Genomic DNA, 23,749 nt, shown 5'->3' with positions numbered 1-23,749 from the left:
CATTTATAGGTCGAATTGAAGATTGTCCCTGCTACGGCCGACTAATCTGTGGCAGTTCGGCTACTTTTGAGGTATCCAGTGAGTACTGACTCAGTGAGCTAATATCAATCGTCTGCGCTGATCGCGTTGGCTCTGGAGCAATCAGTTTTCCTAACCCACTTTTAATATTATTAAAATAATTCTGTGAATTTTCTGCATGTACGAATGGCACAGATAAAGGCAAAAGAAGAATGATCCATATTCCCTTATTTTTATCTATTATCCCCTGAATATTTTTTAAGTGCTGCACCCTAAATTGCATAATAATGAATGTTTCGTGTTTTAGCCTAACAATATATCAAATCATACAAAAAGATAGCTTTTTCGTCTTAAGTTAAGTAAAAAAAACCCGCATTTGACGACTAAAGTCTTAATGCGGGTTTTTCTGATAATGAAAATTTTCTATACAGTAAAGTCATCACCCAGATAAACTTTACGTACCGTTTCATTGGCCAGAATTTCTTGTGCCGTGCCTTCAGCAATAACTGAACCTTCGCTGACAATATAGGCATGTTCACAGATGGCCAAAGTTTCACGAACGTTGTGATCGGTAATCAATACCCCAATTCCACGATCTTTCAGCGTCGTAATAATATCTTTAATATCACCCACGGAAATCGGGTCAACCCCGGCAAAAGGTTCATCCAGTAACATGAATTTTGGGTCGGCCGCCAAAGCACGAGCAATTTCAGCACGACGACGTTCACCACCCGACACGCTCATACCCAATGAATCTTTAATATGGGTAATTTTAAAGTCTGCTAGTAATTCGGCTAAACGTTGTTGACGCTGAGCTTTGCTTAAATCCTTACGGGTTTCCAGAATCGCCATAATATTTTCAGAAATGGTTAGTTTTCTAAAAATAGAAGCTTCCTGCGGTAAATAGCCAATACCTTTACGCGCACGTTCATGCATTGCCAAGTCAGATAAATCGAGATCATCCAGATGGATCTCACCCTTGTCCATACGCACCAGACCCACCACCATATAGAAACTGGTAGTTTTACCTGCACCATTAGGCCCTAAAAGCCCAACAATCTGCCCACTTTCCATACTGAAGGAAACGTCCTTGACTACCCAGCGTTTACTATAATTTTTCGCCAGATGCTTAATGGTTAAAGTTTGAACCTGATGCGTCTGTGCCATTAATCACGTGCTCCCGGAAAGGATTTCGAAGATGAAGGCGGAATCACGATTTGTACACGACCTGCTGCTGAACCGGTTTTATTTGGTGTACCTGTTGCTTCAATATCGCCTTTATTCATGCTGTATTTCAGCGTATTACCACGGATACTAGCGCCATCTTGCTGCAAGTAGGCATTTCCAGATAGGGTAATAATCCCGGTTTCCGCATTATAGACAATTTTCTGTGCCTGACCTTTGGCCAAACCTTTGGCAGGATCAACTTTCTGCTGAAATTGAGCCGGGCTACCTGTTGCCGTAATCAGGCTGATCTGTTTTTTATTATTCAGATTCGCCACAATCGAATTGGCCTGCAATTTCATGGTGCCCTGTTCAATAATGACATTACCTGAATAAGTCGTGACTCCGGTACGCTCATTAAAAGTCGCACGGTCAGCTAATAAGGTAATCGGCTGGTTACGGTCAGATGGCAATGCAAACGCAGTGGCTGAACCCAATGCAACCAGACTTAATAACGCAGCGCGCTTAAGGAAAGTTTTCATCATTTTAGCTCTAGGAATTTGGTTCATACTTTCCTCGAATATTAAAGAATTCGTATTGACCATCATTAAGATTGGCTTTTAGGCCCTGACTGATAAATTCAGCCTGTGGAGATTCAACAATGACAGTTTTATCGGTTTCAATTTCACGTGTTTTCGGAAAAGCGGTCAGCTCCTCGGTACGGAACTGCATTTTTCCATTTTGCATGATCTTGGTCGCCAGCACTTCTTGAGAAAGTACAACTTTTGTATTGTCATCATAACCGTTGCCCTGTTTGGCAAAGAATGTCGCATCAATCTGACCGTCTTTATAGGTCGTTGCCTGCAGATTTTTGAGACTTGAAGTCTCTAGCTGCAGGTTTTGTTCAAGCTGGTCGACCTGGGCACGAACAGACAACATGCCCTTTTCATCAGTTTGGGTTAAGTTAATATTATTCGCAGAATAGGTCATGCTACGTGCAGAATCAGTCTGCAACTTGTTGCCTTTACCGCTGTAATAGTAATAACCACCACTTATTGCGGCAATGATAATAGCCGTAAGATATAAAACTCTAGTGTCCATAAGCGGTGTACTTAATCCAGGATGTATGACTTATTAATAAGGCGCACGAGTATATTTTTCAAGTAACTCTTGGTACTTACCTTTGGACATCAGTAACATGTCACAAATCTCGCGTACCGCACCACGACCACCATAGGCCTGCGTTACCAGATCAGCACGACGACGTACTTCAACATGCCCGTTTGGAACAGTCACTTTCATGCCTGCAATCGCGAAGGCAGACAGATCAGGCCAGTCATCACCCATGTATAAACAGTCTTCAGGGTCGATATTGAGCTGAGTACACGCTTCACGTAAAGCAGTCCCTTTATCTTCGCGGCCCTGATAAACCAGATCTACACCTAAATCCGACATACGTTTTTGTACGATATTGCTTTGACGTCCAGTGATAATGATCACTTTGATTCCGGCTTGCTGTACCAGTTTCATACCCAGCCCATCACGGATATCAAAAGACTTGATCTCATCACCCGTATTGGTCAATGTGACAAAACCGTCGCTTAAAATACCATCTACATCAAGTACCAGTGCCTCAATATGACGTGCCTGCTCTAATAATACATAAGATGCCATCTATTAATTTACCCCAGCCTGAATCAGGTCATGCATACTAATTACACCAATGACTTTATTGGCATCATCAACCACAACAAATTGATTAATTTTACGTTCGTTCATTTTTTCCAGTGCAACGACAGCACGCGCTTCCTGAGAAATCGTCAGCGGATTTTTGGTCATTACTTCCTGAATCGGTAAATTGACATCAAAACCTTGCTGTTTGTCGATCAGGCGGCGCAAGTCACCATCAGTGAAAATACCCAGTAATAGGTCATTTTGATCCACAATTGTGGTTAAACCTAGGCGTTTATTTGAAATCTCGTATAGAACTTGATTCATCGGTGTATCTGGTGACACTTTTGGTAGCTCGGAACCTGTATGCATGAGATGTTTTACATGCAGCAATAAGCGTTTACCCAAGGCACCTGCTGGATGTGACAAGGCAAAATCGTCAGCAGTAAAACCACGTGCATCTAAAAGAGCGACAGCCAGTGCATCACCCAGCGCTAAAGTTGCTGTTGTACTCGAAGTCGGTGCCAGGCCAAGTGGACAGGCTTCCTGAAGATGACCTAGAGTTAAAGCCACATCAGCATTTTGTGGCATTGGGCCTTTGGCATCCCCACTAATGGTAATTAAGGGAATTTCCAGACGCTTGATCAGAGGCATCAGCATCATGATTTCATCGCTTTTGCCTGAGTTTGAAATGGCAATCAGTACATCACCCGGTACCAGCATCCCAAGATCACCATGCCCTGCCTCGCCCGGGTGCATGAAGAATGAAGGCGTACCCGTAGATGCAAAAGTTGCCGCCATCTTACGGCCAATATGCCCGGATTTCCCCATCCCGGTAATCACCAGACGACCTTTGCACTGCAGGATAATTTCACATGCCTGACTAAAACGCTCATCAATCTGCGTGGCTAAAATCTGTAATGCTTGTTCTTCGATACGCAAGGTTTCAAGTGCAACTTTCTGGAAGTCTATTTGATTTGGCATATTTGGTGGGTTCAAAGTAGGTTTACCTTAACTCTATATAGAGTTGACTCAGTCTAGCAAAAAATAATTTTCGCAATTTTATCATATCTATGCAAATGTCAGGTTTCAAAATGTAGAGCTTTTCATAAAACTTAAACAGAATGTTTAGAAATTTCCCTGACCAAAAGCTCTTCATTATTCAGAATTTCATTATGTTAATCAGTTCTGATTTTCCTTTTTATTTTGCGTAGGCAATAAAAAACCCCAATCTTTCGATCAGGGTTTTTTGAATTTTGGAGCGGGAAACGAGACTCGAACTCGCGACCCCAACCTTGGCAAGGTTGTGCTCTACCAACTGAGCTATTCCCGCAATATGGGAGTGAATTATAGAGAGTTTCTGCTAACTGTCAACTCTCTATTGATTCAACTGTCGAATTAATCAGCACGACGCCATACAGTTCCTTGACGGGTATCTTCCAGCACCACTCCTTGGTCTAATAAAGACTGGCGGATTTCATCGGCACGAGCAAAGTTTTTCTCTTTTTTGGCATCTTTACGTTGCTGGATCAGATCTTCAATCTGCTCTTCAGACAAGCCTAAAGCTTCCTGACCAATATCAGACTTTAAGAATTCGTCGACATTGTGCTGTACCAGACCCAGAATATTGGTGAGATGGCGCAGAGTAGAATAATAAACAGCAGCCTGTTCCTGATTCTGATCTTTTACTGCACGGTTCAGCTCTTTATTCAGTTCAAACAATACAGCAATGGCTTCTGGTGTATTGAAGTCATCACACATGGCTGTATTGAAACGCTCAACAAAGCCTTGATCTAACGTATCAACCAGCTGTTCGCCATACACTGCCTGATAAGCTTTAAAAGAATGATAGAAACGCATCAGCGTATTTTTCGCTTCTTTTAAAGCTACATCTGAATAGTTCACCGGGCTGCGGTAGTGTGAGGATACGATAAAGTAACGCACCACTTCCGGATGGAATTTTTCAATCACATCACGGATGGTAAAGAAGTTACCCAAAGACTTCGACATCTTTTCACCATCAACATTGATGAAGCCGGCATGCATCCAGTAGTTCACATACTGCTCACCTGTCGCTGCTTCAGATTGTGCAATCTCGTTTTCATGATGCGGGAAGCTTAAATCAGCACCGCCACCATGAATATCAAAATGATTGCCCAGGCAGCAGGTTGACATCGCAGAACATTCAATATGCCATCCTGGACGACCATTGCCCCATGGTGAAGCCCAAGAAGGTTCATTTTCTTTGGCATGTTTCCAAAGTACAAAGTCAAATGGGTGTTTTTTCTCAACTTCGACGTCTACACGTTCAGAAGCGCCTGCCTGCATATCTTCCAGTTTACGGCCTGAAAGGCGGCCGTATTTGGCGAATTTTTCAACTTCGAAATAAACATCGCCATTATTTGCCGGATATGCAGTCCCTTTTTCCACCAGCGTACCAATCATGTTTTGCATTTGATTGATGTAATCAGTGGCTTTTGGTGCTTCATCCGGTGCAAGACAGCCTAATTTGGCAAAGTCTTCATTCATGGCATCAATAAAACGGCTGGTCAGTGATGAAATGCTTTCCCCATTTTCATTGGCACGTTTAATAATCTTGTCGTCAATGTCGGTGATATTACGGACATATTTTACTTTCCAGCCCTGACTGCGCAGGAAACGGATAATATAGTCAAATGCAACCACTGTACGTGCATGTCCAATATGACAGTAGTCATAGACCGTCATCCCACAAACATACAGATCAATCTGACCTTCTTTACGAGGCACAAATTCTACTTTTTTACGTTGCTCTGAGTTATATAGAACAAATGGTTGCATAGGTCTTCTAGAATGCTTTTACAAATGATGGCTCATCTTAACCTAAGCATTATTTTTCATAAAGTTTTAAGAAAAGTTTTCAAGGTTTTTTTCTGCAGTTATTTTTTATTACATAGACAGATCATGCATGGAACGTAAGAGCCTTAAATTGCAATTTGCAGTATGAGTAAAGAAATTAAGGACTTTCAGAAATAAAGTCCATAATGATCTACTAAATACCACCTGTAAAACCATCAGCATGATCCGTGAAAGCTACACCTGATTATTGAAAAATCATAATTCAGTAATTAAAAAAAGCCCTCTATCTTAAGAGTAATGCCAGTCAGTTAAGAAATTGACTGGCATTTTCTTGGGTATTTCAGTGGTTTACCTTTCACAACTCTTGGGCAACTTCTAACCCTCCTCTCAGGCAAAACATACCTCCTAGATTTCTCCAGTAAACTTTCTAGATGTTTGGGTAAATTCCCTGCGGAGTCTAAAGAGTCGAATCTTAATATATTAAGGATGCCGATAGATGCAATATGAAAGCTGATTCTCAAAGGACTGACTTTTGCACGTTGAGCCATATATTTCATTTGTCTTCTTAGAATATTATAAGCAATGAAGACACCCCATAATTCTTGATAAATTAAATCAGGTTGCTTGCTCCTCAAATGCTTACTTTCCTGTAAATCACTTTTGATTTCTCGGTAACACATTTCTATTTCCCAGCGCTGAGCATAAAGCTTTGCTAAGGCTAGCAGTGGATATATCTTTGAATCTATTAATGAAGTGATATAGCGTCTAATTTTTCCTGCCTGCTCAACTTCAATCAAACGCGCTTCCCAATAATCCCCTAATGTTGAATTCAGCTTCTTGGCTCTTGCTGATATTGGCATCCTGATATGAAAGTCATGCTGGGAATTACGCTTAATGATCTCATAGCGTAAATTATCTTTTGCGCGCATAAGCCAATGGCTTGCCTCTGCACGTGTTTGCCATCCTATTAGAAAATCAGCAGAAAAATAGGCTCGATCAAACAGAGTAATACTATGCGATGGAGGACATAATCGATTTGCCAGTGTAAGTTCACCTTGATCCATGCTACCTATTTGGGCATCAATGATTTCATGGGTGTTGGTATTCACCAGACAGGTTGCTCTCACTTGCGGATAAGGTGCTACCGCAGTTTTACCCTTAGATGAGCCAAAGTGTGCAAAATTCTCATCTGTATAAGGCATAGACCAAACCACCCCGTCAACAGCACATACACTAAGGCCATGAAAGTTTGAGTATTGCTGTTGGGATTCTTCAAACCAGGCTTGGCTGAGTAGAGAAAACAAGGCATTCAAGGGCTCTCGCCCTAAGCGTTGTCGTGCTTGTACTGCTGCACTGGGAACGCAATATTCTGTGGTACCAAACACAAGTTTTAGTTGCTCTACCACATACCCGATCGGTTGATCTCGAAACAGGGCAAGCCCAATCACCAGCCATACCACATGTTCGGCAGGTAATTTTCTTCTCCTGATAGAAGCCTTACCTGTTTGACGCAGGCTCTCTTCAATCCAATTTAAATCAATGAATTCACTGAAATGGCTAAGTGAAGGTAGAGAATGTTGAAGAGTACAATCTAAATTTTCAGATAAAGTCATAAAAAAATGAGCGTATTGGCATACACTCATTTTTACTACATTTTTCTAATGTCTGCTTAACTGACTGGCATTACTCTATCTTAAGAGGGCTTTTTCATTTCAGGACCTAGAAGTGGTATTTCAAGCCTAACTGAATCAGGTAATCGCTTGATTTAGATGCATTACCTGTCAACTCGCCAAACCAGTTCCATTTACTGCCACTGGTATAGTTCAAACCGACACCATATAAGAAGTAATCCTTGTCAAAGGGCGGAGCCTGATAACCATACTGGATTGTATTATCTACATTGGACGAGATTGTGACCATGCCATTATCACGATCAAAGGCATCGGCATACTCACCATAACCAGTCAGGTAAAGATTCTGGTTTAGCTCATAGTCAAAACGCACACTCACATGCGCTTTAGTTTCAGCCACATCTACATCACTTACAGTCAGACCAATAACAGTATCTTCTTTGACCGCATCCAGTTTTGCAGCGTTATAGCTTAAAGCCATGTATGGTGAAACAGTCAGACGGTCAGCGAAGAAGTCATAACCCAGTTCAGCATAAGCACCGTATTTAAACAGATCAGCTTTATTGGATTCTTTCACCGAATCAAGCCCATCAGTCACAGTACGGTTAAACTCAACATCACCGAAACCAAGCTGCACATTACCTGAAACATATACACCCTTGTCAGATTGCCATTTTGCATAAGCGCCCAGACCAGTTACATCAGTTTCAGTTGAAGCATCAGCCAAAATGTTGGTGACGGATCTTGAAGAGGAATTAATTAAGTATTTGTAAAATAATGATAAATTATTATCAGGTAAAAGAATTATTATTTTCAATGAATTTTATAGATATTTTATAGCAGGTATTTAATTGAAATACCTACTATTTTCTAAAATTAATCAATTGAGAAATGTATTATCCCAATTCATTTCTAATATTATTCACCATATGTAATAAGCGTGGTGCAATATCATTTTTGATTTTCTCTTCATTGAGCAGAAAACTTGGACCGCCGCAGTTAAACACCAGTAGACCATGCTGTTCATGGACAAAAGGAACTGCAACCGAATTCACATCCTTATGCCATTCACCGATTGAAAAGCAGAAACCATATTCCTGATAGTCTTTAAATGACTTCTCCAGATTTTTTTGGATCTGTGGCCATTCTTCAACATGTTTACGGCGAATCGCATCAAGCAGAAAATCACGCTCATCTTCTGGCATTGCAGCCAGACAGGCACGCCCCATTGAACTTAAATGAATCGGCAAATGGGTTCCTACCTGACGACGCATGGTGACATTGCCTTTGCCCTGCACCACATCCAGATAAATCATATTCAGACGGTCACGGGTTGCCATCGCAACAGCTGCCTCAGCATAGTCTGCCAGATTTTTCATTAATGGATGAGCAACCGATCGCAAGGATAAATTCGACAGCATCGAATAACCAAAAGACAGTACGCCGACTGAGAGCTGAAACTTGCTCGAATTAGGAACCTGCTTCAAATATCCTAAACGGGACAAGGTATGGGTTAAACGAGTAATCGTCGGTTTAGGTAAACCTGTCATTTGTGACAGTTCCTGATTGCCCAGATGCTGATGTTTTGGACTAAAGCAGCGCAGTAACTCCAGACCACGTGCTAAAGCTGTAATAAATTGACGGTCATTTTCATCCTGCATATCTTCGATCGGATGCAATAACTCATGGCGCAAAGGCGCAATTAATTTTTCTTCCGACTGATCGGTTTCAGGTACATCATCAGACATGTCTTCACCGTCCTTCAAATTCATAATAAGTGTTTCGCATTGCGAAATTATAAATAATTATCTTGTATATAGCAAAGAAGCAACTTTGATTAAGTTGCTTCTTTATTGGACTTATGGGTTTTCTTGTTTATTAACCAACAATACCTTGAGCTTTTAGGGCCTCCAGTTTTTCCTCATCCACGACACGTGAAAGAATTTCATTCGTATGCTCACCTAACATTGGTGGTGCTTTACGATATTCCACTGGTGTACGCGATAATTTAATTGGTGAGCCAATCACCGTTAATTTTTCTTTTAACGGATGGGGGATCTCAACCAGCATATTACGCGCTTGCACTTGTGGTTCCTGGAAAGCTTGTTCAAGGTTATTAATCAGGCCTACCGGAACTTTCACTGCATGAATTGCTTCTACCCAATGCTTCGCAGTATTGCTTAAGAAATGTTTGGCTAGCAGCTCTGTGATTTCTGCACGATGCTGAATACGCAGTGCATTGGTCACAAAACGTGGATCTTGCGGTAAATCAGGCAAACCAATTGCAGCGCTCAAGGCAACAAATTGCTTGTCATTACCACAGGCAATAATGAAGTCTTGGTCGGCAGCGCGGAACACTTGATAAGGCACAATATTGGCATGCGCATTACCATAACGACCTGGAATTTTACCTGAAGCCAGGTAGTTCATCCCTTGGTTTGCCAGCAAAGCAACCTGCACATCCAACAGTGCCATATCAATATGCTGACCCAGGCCAGTCACATGACGATTCAGCAAAGCAGCCTGAATGGCAATGGTCGAGTACAAACCCGTCGTCAAATCCGCAAAAGCCACGCCAACTTTTTGTGGTCCACCACCTGGTAAGTCATCTTTCTCACCAGTGACAGACATTAAACCGCCCATCCCCTGGATGATAAAGTCATAACCTGGTTCAGGTGCACGAGGGCCAGTTTGACCAAAGCCAGTAATTGAGCAATACACCAGTTTCGGATTAATCGCGCTGAGGCTTTCATAATCCAGACCGTATTTTTTCAATGAACCTGCTTTGTAATTTTCAATCACCACATCTGAATCAGCAGCCAGTGCTTTGACCAGTTCCTGACCTTCAGGCGTTGAAATATCAATCGCAACTGACATTTTATTACGGTTGGCTGACTGGTAGTACGCCGCTTCACGTGTATTTTCACCATGGTCATTTTTCATCCAAGGTGGTCCCCACATACGGGTATCATCACCCGTTTTAGGACGTTCAACTTTAATCACTTCAGCGCCTAAATCCGCGAGGATTTGACCACACCAAGGACCTGCAAGTACGCGACTTAAATCCAGTACGCGAATACCCTCTAATGCACCCATGTGTTTTTCCTTTGTTTATACGCGTTCGATGACCAGTGCCAGACCTTGGCCCACACCGATACACAGACTAATCACAGCATATTTTTTGCCGCTGCGCTGCAATTCACGAGCGGTGCTGAGCACTAAACGAGCACCTGAAGCACCGAGTGGATGCCCAACTGCAATCGCACCACCATTCGGGTTCACACGAGCATCATCAAATGCCACACCCAGACCTTTTAAGCATGCTAAAACTTGTGATGCGAATGCCTCATTGATTTCAATGATATCCATGTCATCCAACGTCAAGTTGGCACGTTTTAATGCTAGTTTGATCGCATCAACCGGACCGGCGCCCATAATACGTGGTTCAATACCCGCAGCCGCTGAAGCGATGATTTTCGCCATTGGCTGGATGCCCAGTTTTTCCTGAGCGGCTTCAGAACCAATGATTAGCGCTGCTGCACCATCATTGACACCAGAAGCATTACCCGCAGTCACTACACCGCCTTCAAACAGTGGACGTAGTTTCTGTAGCGCTTCCAAGTTAGAAGATGGACGTGGATGTTCGTCTTGATCGACCAATTTTGCTGGTAATTTACGGCCTTGAGGCACTTCAACACCCACGATCTCGTCAGCAAAGAAACCTGCCTGTTTAGCTGCTTCATATTTGGCTTGTGATGCTGCAGCAAACTGGTCTGCATCTTCACGGGTTACACCGTATTCTACTGCTACATTATCGCCAGTTTGCGGCATGGTGTCATTGCCGAACTGTTTTTCAATGGCAGGGTTCGGAAAACGTGCGCCGATGGTTGAATCGAATACTTTAAAATCACGGCTAAATGGTGTTTCAGATTTGGCAAAGACAAACGGTGCACGAGACATCGACTCGACACCACCTGCAAGGAAGATATCCCCTTCATTACAAGTAATCGCACGAGCTGCATCAATCACCGCTGCTAAACCTGAAGCACATAGACGGTTCACAGTTTGTGCTGGCGTTTTCACATCTAGACCCGCCAATAACGTTGCATGACGTGCAATATTACGGCTGTCTTCACCGGCCTGGTTAGTATTCCCCAGAATCACATCATCAAAAATATCAGCAGGTAGATTATGTTTTGCAACCAATGCCTTAATCACATGTGCAGCTAAATCATCTGGACGAACCTTTGCCAGGCTTCCTGCATGACGGCCAAATGGCGTACGTAATCCATCATAAATATATGCATTTAACATGAGTTTGATTCCTTAAACTGCTGCAGTGTGAAGAAGAGATAGTTTTAAACGGGCGCGGCGTTGTAACCATGTACTTGGACGATAACGCTGGTCACCAGTATTCGCCAGGATACGTTCCAGGATCAACAGGATACGTTCTGCGCCCAAAACATCACCCCATGAAATTGGTCCATGTGGGTAGCCCAGACCAAGTTTTACTGCTTTATCGATATCGGCTGCAGTTGCGATTTGTTGTTGGGCAATATCACAAGCCAGATTCACGACCATTGCCAATACGCGCTGTGCGACAAAGCCAATACTTTCAGCAATTACCGATACGCCATGACCATTTTTAGCAAACAATGCATGTGCCTGGTCGATATAGGCTTTTTGAGTTGCAATCGAAGGCATGATGGTACGGTGCTTGGCAAAATCAGTCAGCATATCAATGCTGATTGCACGAGTCGCATCAACCTCAAAACGTAATGCAGCTGTTGTCGTGTCTTCACCATAAGTGGCCAATAGAATCAGACTGTCAGCTGCCGGAGTTTCAGCACTGTCGATGATCAAGCCTTGCTCACGGATATAGTCACGCAAGATGCTGGCATCCTGCTCAAGATCTGCTTTGATCCAGACTGGGCTGAATTCAGTTACTTCAGGCGCAATCTGAGCCGGAGCTTCATTGGTCTTTTGACCATCCTGATATTTATAGAAGCCTTCACCGACTTTACGACCGACTTTTTTACCAGCCAGCATTTGACGGGTTAAAGCGCTTGGACGATAACGATCTTCCTGATAATACTGGTTGAAAATCGATTCCATCACTGGATGAGAAACATCCAGTGCAGTCAGGTCAAACAATTCCAGTGGTCCCATACGGAAACCGGCACCTTCACGCAGAATACGGTCGATTTCTGAAACTGAGACAATCCCTTCGCCTAGGATTTTCAGTGCTTCCGTACCATAAGCACGGCCGGCATGGTTAACAATAAACCCAGGCGTGTCTTTGGTACGCACACCGAAGTGCCCCATACGTTGTGCCAGTTCGAGTAGATCTGCAACGACCTGTTCATCTGTTGCTAGGCCAGCAATCACTTCGACAATTTTCATCAAGGGCACTGGATTAAAGAAATGGAATCCCGCCATACGACCTTGATGCTCAAGGTTGGATGCAATAGCAGTCACTGAAAGTGATGAGGTATTGGTTGCCAGAATGGTTTCTGGAGATACGATACTTTCCAGCTGTTTAAATAAACCTTGCTTGATGTCCAGATTTTCGATGATGGCTTCAACCACCAGATCAACACCAGCCACTTCTTCAATGCTATTCAGGATTTTGAAACGTGCCAGAGTTGCATTCAGAACTTCTTCAGTAAATTTACCTTTGGCTTGCAGCTTTTCAAGCGTAGCTTTAAGTTTAGCCAAACCTGCTTCTGCCGCACCTGCTTTGGCATCGAATAAGCGCACTTCCAGACCTGCCTGGGCTGCGATTTGCGCGATACCCATGCCCATTACACCAGTACCAATGAGCGCCATAGATTGAATGGTCATGTCTTATTCTCCAGTGTATTGTGCAGGACGTTTTTCAAAGAACGCATTCACGCCTTCTTTCTGATCTTTGGTATCAAATAAAATCTGGAAAGCTTTACGTTCCAATGCCAAAGCACCTTGTAAAGATTGATCTTGGCCAAGATTGGTCACTTCTTTAATTTGCTGCACTGCAATTGGAGAGAAAGACGCAATCGTTTGAGCAATCTCAATCGCATGGGTAATGGTGTTTTCATCTTCCACGACTTCAGAAACCAAGCCCATACGCTCAGCCTCAGCAGCTTTCACCAATTTACCGGTCAATACCCAAAGCATGGTTTGATATTTACCAATCGCGCGCAGTAAACGTTGTGTCCCACCTGCACCTGGCATCAAGCCCAGTTTCACTTCAGGCTGACCAAATTTGGCACTTTCACCGGCAATGATGATGTCCGCATGCATGGCCAGTTCACAGCCACCACCGAGTGCATAGCCATTGACTGCTGCAATAATCGGTTTCGGACAATCAGTAATGCTTTGCCAATATTGTTCAGTATGGCGTAAATACATTTGGGCTGTAGTTGCAGTGGTGAAATCTTTAATGTCTGCACCCGCAGCAAATACTTTTTCACCGCCGGTCAAAATAATCGCTTTTACAGCATCTAATTTTGAAAGGTATTGAAATGCTTCAGAGAGTTGCTGACGTAATTCCAGGTTCAAGGCATTACGTGCTTCCGGGCGATGGATTTGAACAATTGCGACGCCATCTTCCTGTACAGTCAATTTTAAAATTTCAGTGCTTTCCATAATCTTCTCATTTCGCACAGCGGTATTTAATTAACAATATACATAAATTTAGTTCAAAGTAAACTATTCAAATTTGAACAAAAAATATTTTATAACGCCTTAAAAACAGCATTAATCACATTAAATCAATTATTTAAAGCCAATTTTAAAGTAAAACATAAATATCGCACAGCGAAATATACTTTCGTATATATTGATCCTTGTTTTAATTTTAATTAGTATCCGCATAAATTTAGCTTAGTGATGAGTTTTTATTCACATTGGACAAGATGTGGACAGAACGAAATCCTAGATACGGAGTTAGGACATGATTCGTGATCAGGAAACCTTAGACCAGTTGGTAGATATGATTCGCCAGTTTGTAGAAGGCGTATTAATCCCAAATGAAGAAATTGTTGCAGAAACGGATGAAATTCCAGCAGAAATCGTGCAACAAATGAAAGAGTTGGGCTTATTTGGTTTAACCATTCCTGAAGAATATGACGGTCTTGGCCTGACCATGGAAGAAGAAGTCTATATCGCTTTTGAACTGGGCCGTACTTCCCCTGCTTTCCGCTCATTGATTGGTACGAATAACGGTATCGGCGCATCTGGCCTGATCATCGATGGTACTGAAGAGCAAAAACAGCACTTCCTGCCAAAACTTGCCAGCGGTGAAATTATTGGCTCGTTCTGTCTGACTGAACCGGATTCTGGTTCTGATGCAGCGTCGCTTAAAACTACTGCTGTAAAAGATGGTGATGAGTACATTCTGAATGGTACCAAGCGTTTCATTACCAATGCGCCACATGCGGGTGTATTCACAGTAATGGCACGTACCAATCCTGAATTAAAAGGTGCTGCAGCTATTTCAGCGTTCATCGTTAACAGTAACTTGCCAGGTATTTCACTGGGTAAACGTGACAAGAAAATGGGCCAGAAAGGCGCACATACCTGTGACGTGATCTTTGAAAACTGCCGTATCCCTGCATCAGCTTTGATTGGCGGTGTAGAAGGCGTTGGCTTTAAAACTGCGATGAAGGTTCTGGATAAAGGCCGTATCCACATTGCTGCACTGAGCGTGGGTGCTGCAACCCGTATGCTGGAAGATTCATTGCAATATGCCGTTGAACGTAAGCAGTTCGGTCAGGCGATTGCCAACTTCCAGCTGATCCAGGGCATGCTGGCAGATTCTAAAGCTGAAATTTATGCAGCGAAATGCATGGTGCTTGATGCAGCGCGTCGTCGTGATGCCGGCCAGAATGTAAGTACTGAAGCATCATGCGCAAAAATGTTTGCAACAGAAATGTGTGGCCGTGTCGCTGACCGTGGTGTGCAAATCCATGGTGGCGCGGGCTACATCAGTGAATATGCAATTGAGCGCTTCTACCGCGATGTGCGTTTATTCCGTCTTTATGAAGGAACCACGCAAATCCAGCAAGTCATTATTGCTCGCAATATGATTCGCGAGGCGACTCAGTAACAAGTTTGGCCTGATCAACTCTCCTTGCGATCAGGCCTTTTTTATAGGTAATGGATGATGGCTATAACGAATACAATTTCAAAAATTGGCCCAAATACCTGGAAAATCGCATTTATTTTTGCATTCCTCGCCCTGCTGGTCGATGGTGCGGATTTAATGCTGCTTTCCTACAGCTTAAACAGTATTAAAGCTGAATTTGGCCTAACCTCTGTCGAAGCTGGGATGCTCGGAAGCTTTACCCTTGCAGGTATGGCAGTTGGAGGTATATTCGGAGGGTGGGCTTGTGATAAATTCGGTCGTGTACGTACCGTCGTTGTCTCAATCCTTTTATTTTCGGCATTGACTTGTGGTCTTGGTTTTACCCAAAGCTTTGCTCAATTTGGTGCATTACGTTTCTTCGCTTCTCTTGGCTTGGGTTCTTTGTATATTGCATCGAATACTTTAATGGCTGAGTACGTACCTACTAAATATCGTACTACCGTTTTAGGTACATTACAGGCTGGCTGGACAGTTGGCTATATCGTTGCGACCTTGCTTGCGGGCTGGTTAATTCCAGATCACGGCTGGCGCATGCTGTTCTATGTAGCTGCGATTCCAATTGCCTTGGCTATTTTGATGCACATTCTGGTACCAGAACCAGCGGCATGGCAAGAAAACCGCTTCAAGAAAGTTGAAGTGACTGACAAACCTACTGAGTCGACCTGGAAGCTGATTTTCCAAGATAAGAAAAACCGTAACATGTTTATCTTATGGGCTTTGACTGCCGGTTTCCTTCAGTTTGGTTACTATGGCGTAAACAACTGGATGCCAACATACCTTGAAAGTGAACTGGGTATGAAGTTCAAGGAAATGACTGCCTACATGGTCGGTACCTATACCGCGATGATTCTAGGTAAAATCCTTGCAGGCTTAATGGCAGATAAATTCGGACGTCGTTTTACTTATGCCTTCGGTGCGATTGGTACTGCGATCTTCCTACCACTGATCGTATTCTATAACTCACCAGACAACATTCTATACTTATTGGTGATCTTCGGTTTCCTATATGGTATTCCATATGGTGTGAATGCGACTTATATGACTGAAAGCTTCCCAACCAACGTACGCGGCACAGCAATTGGTGGTGCATATAATGTCGGTCGTTTAGGTGCGGCAATTGCCCCAGCTACGATTGGTTATCTGGCAACAGGCGGTTCGATCGGTCTTGGCTTCTTAGTAATGGGTGCTGCATACTTTATCTGTGGTCTGCTTCCTGCCCTGTTCATCAAAGAAAAACTCTACGATCCTCAAAAATCTTAATCCGTTTTAGAAAAAGCCTCCTAGGAGGCTTTTTTCATAATCAATTCCCAACTTTCTATTTAAAAACTTTTTCACTGTGGTAAAATACCGCTAAGCGAAACAGGATTTCTTATTATGGAAGATATTATTAGAGAATCGATGGAGTTTGACGTAGTCATCGTAGGCGCAGGCCCTGCGGGTCTTTCTGCGGCAATCAAAATCCGTCAGCTTGCAATTGAAAACAACCTGAATGATCTGTCCGTTTGTGTCGTGGAAAAAGGCTCCGAAGTCGGTGCTCATATTCTTTCTGGTGCTGTGCTTGAACCTCGTGCCATGAACGAGCTGTTCCCGAACTGGAAAGAAGAAGGCGCGCCTTTAAATGTTCCTGTGACAGAGGATAAAACTTTCTTCCTTCTTTCAGATGAAAAATCACAAGAAGCTCCTCACTGGATGGTACCGAAAACCATGCACAACGATGGCAACTATGTCATCTCTCTTGGTAACGTGGTGCGTTGGTTAGGCCAGAAAGCGGAAGAACTGGAAGTTTCGATCTTCCCGGGCTTTGCTGCTGCTGAAATTCTGTATCATGAAGATGGTTCAGTCAAAGGCATCCAAACTGGTGATATGGGCATTGGTAAAGATGGTGAACCAACGCATAACTTTACCCCAGGTTACGAACTTCACGCGAAATATACGATTTTTGCTGAAGGCTGCCGTGGTCACTTAGGTAAACGTTTAATCCAGAAGTTTAATCTGGATAAAGATGCTGATCCTCAGCACTACGGTATCGGTATTAAAGAACTTTGGGAAATTGATCCGGCCAAACACAAGCCAGGTCTGGTAATGCACGGTGCTGGCTGGCCTTTATCTGAAACAGGTTCTTCAGGCGGCTGGTGGTTATACCACGCTGAAAATAACCAGGTCACTCTGGGCATGATCGTGGATCTTTCTTATGAAAACCCACACATGTACCCGTTCATGGAAATGCAGCGCTGGAAAACCCATCCACTGATCAAAAAATATCTGGAAGGCGGTAAGCGTATTTCTTATGGTGCGCGTGCCGTAACCAAAGGTGGTTTCAACTCTCTGCCGAAATTCACCTTCCCGGGTGGCTCACTGATTGGTGATGATGCTGGATTCCTGAACTTTGCGAAAATCAAAGGCTCACACACTGCGATGAAATCAGGCATGTTATGTGGTGAAGCAGTCTTTGAAGCGATCAAAGCTGGTGTAGAAAAAGGTGGTGATCTTGCAGTTGCACGTGTGACTGAAGGTGAAGACTTCTTCGTTAAAGAACTCACGTCTTATACAGACAAGTTCAACAATAGCTGGCTGAAAGAAGAGTTATATAGCGCACGTAACTTTGGCCCGGCAATGCACAAATTTGGTCAATGGATGGGCGGTGCATTCAACTTCATCGACCAGAACGTGTTTAAAGTTCCATTCACGCTCCATGATTTAGTTCCTGATTTCAGTGCACTGAAAACGGTGGATGCAGTGAACTTCAAGCCGAACTATCCAAAACCGGATGGCAAGCTGACGTTTGACCGTCTATCTTCAGTCTTTGTATCGAATACAGTCCATGAAGAAAACCAGCCAGCACATTTGAAACTGACCGATGCTTCAATTCCAGTAAACGTCAACCTGCCAAAATGGGATGAGCCTGCGCAGCGCTACTGCCCTGCAGGTGTTTACGAAATCATGGAAAATGATGATGGTTCTAAACGCTTCCAGATCAATGCGGCGAACTGTGTACACTGCAAGACTTGTGACATCAAGGATCCTTCTCAGAATATCACCTGGGTGGTGCCGGAAGGTGCTGGTGGTCCGAATTATCCTAACATGTAATGTTAGGATAATTCTTGCGAGGCATTGCCTCTCATACCCAAACATGTAGACGTTAGGAATAACGCTTCATTTATTTTTTTAGGTAATCCCAGCTCCCAAGGGAGCTGGGATTAAAAATAATCAAGAATAAAAAAATAAAAACAGATTCAGGTCTTTTTCGCTGACTTGCTGCTTAGACCAGCTTATTGATTGTGAAATATTGTGTCCCAGTAAAAAACCAAGACCTTATCTAGTCATTTTTATTTATAAACATTACCTTTAATTAAAATTAATTGCCTGAATATACAAACACTTTAGTCGTATTCCTCTTTGGTTCTTCCTATTCAAAATGCTATTGTACAAAAAGTTTCCAATTTCTCATTTTCTAATCACGATCTAGTTTCATGACTTATAAACTGAATGCCCGACATCTGGTGCTAGACCTGCTCTATGCCTCACATAACTCTACTGTTAGCATCAAACAGATGTTATGTGCAGCAGATTTATTAGGAATCTCTGACAACAGCTTGCGGGTTGCAGTCGCACGACTCAATCAGGATCAGATCATTCAGTCAGTAGAACGCGGCATTTATCAGTTAATTGAAAAAAAATTTGATACTTCTTTTATCAGCCTGAACAAACATCCCAATATGCAGACTGCTACGGCTTGGGATGGCAAATACATTCTGGTTTATACCGGTGCGTTGGGACGAGTAGATCGTACGGCCTTATCTAAACGGGAAAAAGCCCTGCGTTATTATGGATTTCAGGAGCTGGAACAGAATGTGTTTATCCGCCCGGATAATTTACAACTCAGTTTGAACGAGCTTAAATCAGCAGCCGTCAAGTTTGGCCTAGATCAAGGCGCACGATTTTTTCAGGTTAGCGAGATCGATCAGCACACCCATGTATCTGCACTTTGGGATATTCATGGTCTCCATCAAACCTATTTAAATATTAGTCAGGAAATTGAGCAGTGGTTTGAAAGTCATGAATATTTATCCTTGGCTGAATCAGCTAAAACTGCCTTTTATCTGGCGAAATCTGCCGTATTTAGTCTGCGTGCAGATCCATTATTGCCTGAAGAGTGGCTAGACGCTCCAGCCCGACAAAAGTTTGAACTGGCTGTACGGCGTATGGAAGAGCAAGGCCAGCAGTTATGGCAGCAATATTTTCAGCAGCAAGGCGTATAATTTATTTCCTACACACTCACAAAAATAAATTGACTGTAATATTTTAATTCAAATATAGTGACAAGAAATACAAGAACTAGATCAAGGCAGAATAATGAACAGTAAAGTGAGTGTCACAGAGCTATTTAGCCGTGAAGAAATCAAAGAGCTGACCACCCCATCCGACTTACAGGGGGCTCTGGCAGTAGGCTCAACTTGGGCTGTGATTGTTTTGACCTTTGGCACAGTCGCTTATAGCTGGGAATATTTACCAGTCTGGGGAAAAATATTGATATGTGCCTTGGCATTAGCCATTCTGGCAGGTCGTCAGCTGGCTATGGCCATTTTAATGCACGATGCCTCACACCACAGTCTGTTTAAAACCAAGTGGCTAAACACACACTTCACTGACTGGTTGTGCGCCCGTCCGATCTGGAATGAGGTCGGTAAATATCGTCCTTATCATTTGAAACATCATGCCCGCACCTCTCAACCTGATGATCCAGATTTAGGTTTGGTGAAAAACTTTCCAATTACTAAACAATCATTATTTAGAAAATTCTTTAGAGATTTAAATGGTCAATCCGGCCTAAAATTTCTGGCTGGCCGAGTCTTGATGGATTTAGAACTTCTGGAATGGAGTGTTTCCAATGATCCGAAACCAATTCCTCGTGGTAATCGCAGTAACTTGGAACTGGCAAAGAATCTGTTAAAAAATAGCTCGGGCATGCTGATTTCCAATGCTGCCCTATTTTCCGCACTTTGGGCCAGCGGTCATCCAAAACTTTATTTATTATGGCCGTTAGCTTATATCACTCCTTTCCCACTGTTTATCCGTATACGGGCAATGGCTGAACATGCAGGCCTGGAAACCAGCCATTCTGCACTGACTAATACCCGTACCACCCATGCAGGCTGGCTAGCGCGGGCTTTCGTTGCACCGATTCATGTAAATTATCATATTGAACATCATTTAATGGCCTCTGTTCCGCATCAAAATCTGCCCAAAATGCATCAGATGTTGCGAGAGCGCGATTACGTGAAAGCGCCACCGAGTTATAAAGATGTAATTGTTTCATTATTAAAAGGCTAAAATAAAAGATCGAAGTTTAAAAATACATTAAGTGTGATGGCAAAATTTTTTAAACTTAATGTTGATGGCTTTCTTTATGGTCATGATGCTCATGCGAATGGGCTGATTGCCGATGCTGTTCTGGGGGACAATCTTCTGCTTCAATTTGCAATGTCATCTCAGTAATGTGATGTTCATGGTGCAACATCTCAAACGCCTCCTGATGCAACTTTTTATAGTCAACTTCTGGCGCAACCAGATGAACGGTCAGTATGACTTTCTTGGAAGTAATCGCCCAGACTTTTAGCTGATGAATATCTTCAACACCGTCTAGCGCCAGTAGGTCATGGCGCAGTTTTTCAATATCGATTTCATCGGGAACTCCTTCCAGCAGAATATTGATGCTCTGTTTCAATAAAATCCATGTCCGTGGAATGACCCAGAATCCGATCATGACCGCAATCACGGTGTCAATCCACATCCAGCCGCTGAAATAGATGATGATTGCGCCAATAATGACACCCACCGAACCTAGTGCATCACTCAGTACTTCCAGATAAGCTCCTTTAATATTCAAGCTTTCCTGACTGCTAGAAACCAGAATTTTCATGGAGATCAGGTTAATGACCAGTCCAAGTATGGCGACAATCAACATGCCCAGACTTTCAATTTCAGGGGGATGGCTCAGGCGCTGGTAAGCTTCGAACAAGATATACATCGCCACCAGAAATAGCATAATCGCATTAAACAAAGCTGCCAGAATTTCAAATCGCTGGTAGCCAAAGGTACGTTTATCATCTGCGGGTTTTTGCCCGATCTTAATCGCAGCCAGTGCAATCGCCAATGCAGCGGCATCGGTAAACATATGTGCTGCATCAGAAAGCAAGGCCAGACTCTGAGTCATAAAACCGGCAATAACTTCTACAATTAAAAAGGCTGTCGTCAGGGCTAAGGCGATGGACAGTTTTTTGGCATTCTTCGCACTAACTTCTACATGACTATGATCATGATGATGTGATCCACCCACCTTATACTCCTTTTCATTTGAATCTGATTCTAAGTTTTAGCTACTTCTTATTACCTATACTTTCTATACTACGCTTGCTCTGCTGATATTTAAGCAATTTTTTGTATAACTTGGCTCTCTTTTAAAATATCCATGTCTATTCATTAAGCAAACTTAGTACTTAAATTATTAAATTAACCTCTCTACCGGACATAGAATCAAAACTCAGCATGAGTCCTCAATTTTTCATTTTCCAAAATCCAGGACTGCACTGAAGATCGCTGAAAATTACGCTGGATATAGGCCTGAATCTTTTCGGGAAGCTCAACATCATGACTAAGCAGACGATGCAGCATAAAGGCTAGATCAAAGTCTGCAATTGACCATCGTTCGGTGAGCCACAACTCTTCAACTAAAATTTCTGTGATTGCCAGTAAGCGCTGAATATCCTGCATGGTTTCAGCCGATGCGATTAAAGGCCTTTTAGGTGGAACAAAGATCGAAGTTGAGGGCATATCCTGCCGGATAGAGGAAAAATCAGTTTTAATCAAAGCCTGAACGGCGCGACATTTTGCTCTGGCTTTCATCTCTGCAGGATATAAAGCAGGATAATCCGGTGCCGGAAAAGCATCTTCCAGGTATTCAGTAATCGCCCACGATTCAAATAAATGAAAATCATCAATGATCAGACAAGGAACTTTGCCACTCGGACAAATTTTACGATAAGCCAAAGATTGCTGTTCCAGCAGATTCAGATCGATCATTTTTTCCTGAAAGTTGAGTCCTTTCTCTTTTAGAGCCACATAAACCGACATGGCATAAGGACTGATACGTTTTTTATCGACATATAAGCAGATATTGTGCATTTCTTATCCTGCCTCTTATGATTATCCACTGCTTTCTACTCTAACGCCTTTTTTATAGAAAAGGAAAATATCGCTGCATATTGATACAAAGCGGAGTTATAGTCTTACATAGGATTGCCGATTCGGATGAATCACCTACCTAAGGCTAAATCACCGGATTAAAAAGACTTCTAATTTTTTGCAGAATAACGTTAAATAAATATTTTCCATTTAGACCTGACTGCTATGCTGAACCTTGATCACTTCCCCGATACCGTATATGCCATTCAACATCTGGCTTTTGAAGACCTAGGTGCCTGGGAAGATGTATTTTATCAGTTGGGATTACGTGTTCGCTATTTTGAAGCCGGTATTGATGACCTGCGTAAAGCGTATGAATATAAAGGTCTGACAATTATTTTAGGGGGTCCAATTGGTGTTTATGAAACGGAGGACTACCCTTTCTTACAACAAGAAATAGACTTACTTAAAGTGCGTTTAGAAAAGAATTTACCCACTTTAGGTATTTGTCTGGGTGCTCAACTCATGGCTCATGCACTCGATGCTAAAGTCTATGCAGGACATAGCAAAGAAATTGGCTGGTCTAAACTTAGTCTTCCAGCCACTGAGAATAATCCACTACAAGCCTTGGAAAATATTGAAGTGCTACATTGGCATGGCGATACTTTTGATCTGCCTAAACAGGCTGAATTATTAGCCAGTTCCAATCTCTATCCAAATCAGGCTTTCCGGATAGGATCAAATATTCTGGCTCTGCAATTTCATCCTGAAGTCGCTGGCGATAGCTTGGAAAAATGGCTAGTTGGTCATACCTCTGAATTACGTCAAGCTAAAATTAATATCCCAGTTCTTCGGGCAGCCAATCTTCAATTTGCGCCTGCACTGGAAAGCACTTCTAAATCTGTCCTAGAGCAATATCTGACTCAGTTAAAACTAGTATCTTGATCAAAGGTACTGGATAAATATTTATGATTAAAAGTTTGCAAAATAGATTAATGGAATCATAGCTAAGATTTTTTAGTTTCAGATAAATGCCAATTCTGATTCATAACTCATCTATTGGCCCAAGAAAAAAGCACCTTTATAAAGGTGCTTTTTTCTTTTTATGCAGAATGGA

At 42.7% G+C, this 23,749-nt stretch carries 22 protein-coding genes and 1 tRNA gene; 6 read left to right on the top strand and 17 right to left on the bottom strand.

What is annotated here, in order from left to right:
* Positions 1-31 precede the first annotated feature (31 nt).
* The 15 genes from O4M77_RS15920 to O4M77_RS06200 form a co-directional block, all read right to left on the bottom strand.
* A complete protein-coding gene (locus tag O4M77_RS15920) occupies positions 32-223 on the bottom strand; it encodes a hypothetical protein (protein WP_416359249.1) in 192 nt (63 codons plus the stop codon).
* A gap of 218 nt (positions 224-441) precedes the next feature.
* Positions 442-1,185 carry an LPS export ABC transporter ATP-binding protein gene (gene lptB, locus O4M77_RS06265; protein ID WP_004786227.1) on the bottom strand — a complete coding sequence of 248 codons (744 nt, stop codon included), beginning with the start codon at positions 1,183-1,185 and terminating at the stop codon, positions 442-444.
* Positions 1,185-1,751, bottom strand: coding sequence for a lipopolysaccharide transport periplasmic protein LptA (gene lptA / locus O4M77_RS06260; RefSeq protein WP_159122791.1), 567 nt, complete (start codon positions 1,749-1,751; stop codon positions 1,185-1,187). Before lptA ends, lptB begins: the two co-directional genes overlap by 1 nt.
* Positions 1,735-2,283: an LPS export ABC transporter periplasmic protein LptC gene (gene lptC, locus O4M77_RS06255; protein ID WP_034705852.1), complete on the bottom strand. Its 549-nt coding sequence runs from the start codon at positions 2,281-2,283 to the stop codon at positions 1,735-1,737. The genes lptA and lptC overlap by 17 nt, the downstream gene beginning before the upstream one ends.
* A gap of 33 nt (positions 2,284-2,316) precedes the next feature.
* Positions 2,317-2,856 carry a KdsC family phosphatase gene (locus tag O4M77_RS06250; protein ID WP_034170294.1) on the bottom strand — a complete coding sequence of 180 codons (540 nt, stop codon included), beginning with the start codon at positions 2,854-2,856 and terminating at the stop codon, positions 2,317-2,319.
* A 3-nt stretch (positions 2,857-2,859) separates the two neighbouring features.
* Positions 2,860-3,837: a KpsF/GutQ family sugar-phosphate isomerase gene (locus O4M77_RS06245; RefSeq protein WP_004786235.1), complete on the bottom strand. Its 978-nt coding sequence runs from the start codon at positions 3,835-3,837 to the stop codon at positions 2,860-2,862.
* Positions 3,838-4,110: 273 nt separating this feature from the next.
* Positions 4,111-4,186, bottom strand: a tRNA-Gly gene (locus O4M77_RS06240).
* Between the two features lie 65 nt (positions 4,187-4,251).
* A complete protein-coding gene (cysS, locus tag O4M77_RS06235) occupies positions 4,252-5,673 on the bottom strand; it encodes a cysteine--tRNA ligase (protein ID WP_200230531.1) in 1,422 nt (473 codons plus the stop codon).
* A 326-nt stretch (positions 5,674-5,999) separates the two neighbouring features.
* A complete protein-coding gene (locus O4M77_RS06230) occupies positions 6,000-7,304 on the bottom strand; it encodes an IS4 family transposase (RefSeq protein ID WP_159124039.1) in 1,305 nt (434 codons plus the stop codon).
* Positions 7,305-7,410: 106 nt separating this feature from the next.
* Complete coding sequence (locus O4M77_RS06225) at positions 7,411-8,049, bottom strand: autotransporter outer membrane beta-barrel domain-containing protein (RefSeq protein ID WP_166135198.1); 639 nt, start codon at positions 8,047-8,049, stop codon at positions 7,411-7,413.
* Between the two features lie 169 nt (positions 8,050-8,218).
* Complete coding sequence (locus tag O4M77_RS06220; RefSeq protein ID WP_125279305.1) at positions 8,219-9,070, bottom strand: IclR family transcriptional regulator; 852 nt, start codon at positions 9,068-9,070, stop codon at positions 8,219-8,221.
* Positions 9,071-9,200: 130 nt separating this feature from the next.
* Positions 9,201-10,418 (bottom strand): CaiB/BaiF CoA transferase family protein, encoded by a 1,218-nt coding sequence (locus O4M77_RS06215; protein ID WP_180018191.1) that lies wholly within the window; start codon positions 10,416-10,418, stop codon positions 9,201-9,203.
* Between the two features lie 15 nt (positions 10,419-10,433).
* The gene (locus O4M77_RS06210) at positions 10,434-11,636 is read right to left on the bottom strand and encodes a 3-oxoadipyl-CoA thiolase (protein WP_180018193.1); all 1,203 of its coding nucleotides are present in this window, start codon (positions 11,634-11,636) and stop codon (positions 10,434-10,436) included.
* A gap of 12 nt (positions 11,637-11,648) precedes the next feature.
* Positions 11,649-13,166: a 3-hydroxyacyl-CoA dehydrogenase gene (locus tag O4M77_RS06205; RefSeq protein ID WP_180018195.1), complete on the bottom strand. Its 1,518-nt coding sequence runs from the start codon at positions 13,164-13,166 to the stop codon at positions 11,649-11,651.
* Between the two features lie 3 nt (positions 13,167-13,169).
* Positions 13,170-13,949: an enoyl-CoA hydratase gene (locus tag O4M77_RS06200; RefSeq protein ID WP_180018197.1), complete on the bottom strand. Its 780-nt coding sequence runs from the start codon at positions 13,947-13,949 to the stop codon at positions 13,170-13,172.
* 307 nt (positions 13,950-14,256) lie between these two features.
* Here O4M77_RS06200 and O4M77_RS06195 point away from each other — a divergent pair, with 307 nt between their 5' ends.
* From O4M77_RS06195 to O4M77_RS06175, 5 genes are all read left to right on the top strand, one after another.
* Positions 14,257-15,411 (top strand): acyl-CoA dehydrogenase family protein, encoded by a 1,155-nt coding sequence (locus tag O4M77_RS06195; protein ID WP_180018199.1) that lies wholly within the window; start codon positions 14,257-14,259, stop codon positions 15,409-15,411.
* A 57-nt stretch (positions 15,412-15,468) separates the two neighbouring features.
* Complete coding sequence (locus O4M77_RS06190; protein WP_180018201.1) at positions 15,469-16,710, top strand: MFS transporter; 1,242 nt, start codon at positions 15,469-15,471, stop codon at positions 16,708-16,710.
* Positions 16,711-16,824: 114 nt separating this feature from the next.
* The gene (locus O4M77_RS06185; protein ID WP_180018203.1) at positions 16,825-18,537 is read left to right on the top strand and encodes an electron transfer flavoprotein-ubiquinone oxidoreductase; all 1,713 of its coding nucleotides are present in this window, start codon (positions 16,825-16,827) and stop codon (positions 18,535-18,537) included.
* Positions 18,538-18,920: 383 nt separating this feature from the next.
* Positions 18,921-19,709 (top strand): PaaX family transcriptional regulator C-terminal domain-containing protein, encoded by a 789-nt coding sequence (locus tag O4M77_RS06180; RefSeq protein ID WP_180018205.1) that lies wholly within the window; start codon positions 18,921-18,923, stop codon positions 19,707-19,709.
* 94 nt (positions 19,710-19,803) lie between these two features.
* Positions 19,804-20,781: a fatty acid desaturase family protein gene (locus O4M77_RS06175; protein ID WP_180018207.1), complete on the top strand. Its 978-nt coding sequence runs from the start codon at positions 19,804-19,806 to the stop codon at positions 20,779-20,781.
* A 55-nt stretch (positions 20,782-20,836) separates the two neighbouring features.
* Here O4M77_RS06175 and O4M77_RS06170 read toward each other — a convergent pair whose 3' ends face one another.
* Both O4M77_RS06170 and yfcF read right to left on the bottom strand, forming a co-directional pair.
* Positions 20,837-21,787 (bottom strand): cation diffusion facilitator family transporter, encoded by a 951-nt coding sequence (locus O4M77_RS06170; protein WP_180018209.1) that lies wholly within the window; start codon positions 21,785-21,787, stop codon positions 20,837-20,839.
* A 197-nt stretch (positions 21,788-21,984) separates the two neighbouring features.
* Entirely contained in the window at positions 21,985-22,632 is a 648-nt protein-coding gene (gene yfcF / locus O4M77_RS06165) for a glutathione transferase (protein ID WP_323714028.1), read from the bottom strand.
* 225 nt (positions 22,633-22,857) lie between these two features.
* On the opposite strand from yfcF, the gene O4M77_RS06160 reads away from it, so the two are divergent.
* Positions 22,858-23,577: a glutamine amidotransferase gene (locus tag O4M77_RS06160; protein WP_323714027.1), complete on the top strand. Its 720-nt coding sequence runs from the start codon at positions 22,858-22,860 to the stop codon at positions 23,575-23,577.
* Positions 23,578-23,749 lie beyond the last annotated feature (172 nt).

It is taken from the genome of Acinetobacter sp. YWS30-1, from assembly GCF_033558715.1.
In the GTDB taxonomy this organism is placed as follows: Bacteria; Pseudomonadota; Gammaproteobacteria; order Pseudomonadales; family Moraxellaceae; genus Acinetobacter.
Note: the sequence above shows the minus strand (reverse complement) of the source record. Positions and strands in the feature narration are given on the sequence as shown.